The sequence below is a fragment of the Phytoactinopolyspora endophytica genome (assembly GCF_004138495.1).
Classification (GTDB): domain Bacteria; phylum Actinomycetota; class Actinomycetes; order Jiangellales; family Jiangellaceae; genus Phytoactinopolyspora; species Phytoactinopolyspora endophytica.
On sequence record NZ_ML142881.1, the window covers coordinates 28,001 to 29,700 of the forward strand.

At 65.9% G+C, this 1,700-nt stretch carries 2 protein-coding genes and 1 pseudogene; all 3 read right to left on the reverse strand.

Going from position 1 to position 1,700, the window contains the following annotated elements; genetic code table 11:
* On the reverse strand, window positions 1-578 hold a 578-nt coding region (locus tag ELR45_RS41915), incomplete at its 3' end, for an ABC transporter ATP-binding protein (RefSeq protein WP_240760326.1).
* A gap of 295 nt (window positions 579-873) precedes the next feature.
* A complete protein-coding gene (locus tag ELR45_RS33435) occupies window positions 874-1,293 on the reverse strand; it encodes a DUF2089 domain-containing protein (protein WP_205857776.1) in 420 nt (139 codons plus the stop codon).
* Window positions 1,290-1,700 (reverse strand): annotated as a pseudogene (locus tag ELR45_RS33440) (hypothetical protein); the annotation flags it as partial. The gene ELR45_RS33435 and the pseudogene ELR45_RS33440, both read right to left, overlap by 4 nt.

The following is a 1,700-nucleotide window of genomic DNA, read 5'->3' on the forward strand; positions in this document are numbered from 1 at the left end:
AGCAGGATGGTGGCACCTCCACTGACCCGTTGCCGGATGACATCCCACAGGTCCAGCCGGCTGGCTGGGTCGAGGCCGGTGGTGGGCTCATCGAGGAAGAGCACCTTCGGATGGATCAGGAGGCTGCCGGCCAGGTCGAGCCGGCGTCGCATGCCGCCCGAATAGGTCTTCGACGGGCGGTCCGCGGCCTCTGCAAGTGAGAACTGCTCGAGCAACTCGTCCGCCCGCTGCTTCGCCTGCTTGCTGGACAGCTGGTAGAGCCGTCCGAACATCCACAGGTTCTCCCGTCCGGTCAGGTTCTCGTCGACCGCTGCGAACTGTCCAGACAGGCCGATACTCGCGCGCACCGCCTGCGGCTGGGTGGCGACGTCATGACCGGCCACCGTGGCCCGTCCGTCGTCAAGCGGCAGGAGCGTGGTGAGCATCCGAACCGTAGTGGTCTTGCCTGCGCCGTTGGGCCCGAGAATCCCGACGACGGTCCCCTCGTCAACTGCCAGGTCAATACCTGCGACCGCTTTGACGGCCTTCTCTCCGGAGCCGAAGGTCTTGGTCAGACTCTCGGCGATGATCGCATTCAACGTCCTTGTCCCTTCATGAACACGGCGTTTGCCGTGTGGTTTCCTGAGCGCCGGCTGGACGCGCTCAGCTGACCCCATTTGCCCTCTGTCGCCACGGTGTGCCGGCATCATGACAGCCACCGCCGACAACGTCGTGTGCTTAAGCCCTCGCTCACTGACGTCCTTCGGCCACGACGGCACTACCCGCACGTTCTGCTCTCCTCCGGTGGGAGAGTCAAGCGGACCAGCTCACGGCTGTCGATCGCCGCGAATTCCTCCGATCATGACCCCACACCGTCCGGCCCGCCCTACCAGGTCACTGCAGAAGCTCGGTCGCCTCGTCGAGATCGAGCTCGCCGGCGGCCAGCTGCCGCAACACATCTTCCCGGTCCACCGAAGCCGGTGACGCGTCCACGGCTCCCGCATCCTCTATACCGAGACGGCTCAGCAGCTCGGCGTAGCGCACACGAGCCGTCGGATAGCTCACCCCGAGTTCCCGGGCGAACTCCTTCATGTTGCCCCGGGACGTCAGAAAGACGCCAAGCATTTTCCGGTCATGCGCGGGGAGCGAACAGTATGGACAACCCGCGAATCGCCCGGACAGCTCGGTGCCGCATGAGTCGCAACCGAGCCTGGTGACCTTCAGCACATCACCGCAGACAGGGCAGTCCCGCGGCGGCTGGTGGCCCCCCTGGTGCAAACGGGCATGCGCGCCGGAATGGTCGTCGATCGTCACCGCATGTCTCCCCGGTCAGGTGTCTTCAGGTTCACTGCTCCCATCACGACCTCGACGTCGATCTCAGCCGCACCGAGGCCGACCACCACGTCTCGATTCCGGTCCTTGGGCTCCGGTTCGACCGTGAGACGCCCGAGCTGCACGTCCGAGTGGACCTTCGCATCCGACCCTTCCTCCAACGTGAGCTGCAACGACCCGGACTCACACCGCAGCCGGGACTGACCGTGTGTCTGCACCATGTTCACCTGCGCCGAACCGGCCTGCACCAGCACATCGACCGGCTCCTGGGCACCGCGCACCCGCAGCGACCCCGCGGTCACGCGCACATGATCGAGCGCGCGCGCTCCGTCCACCTCCAACGATCCGGCGATCACTTCCACTCCCACCGGAAGATCGGGCCGCACCCG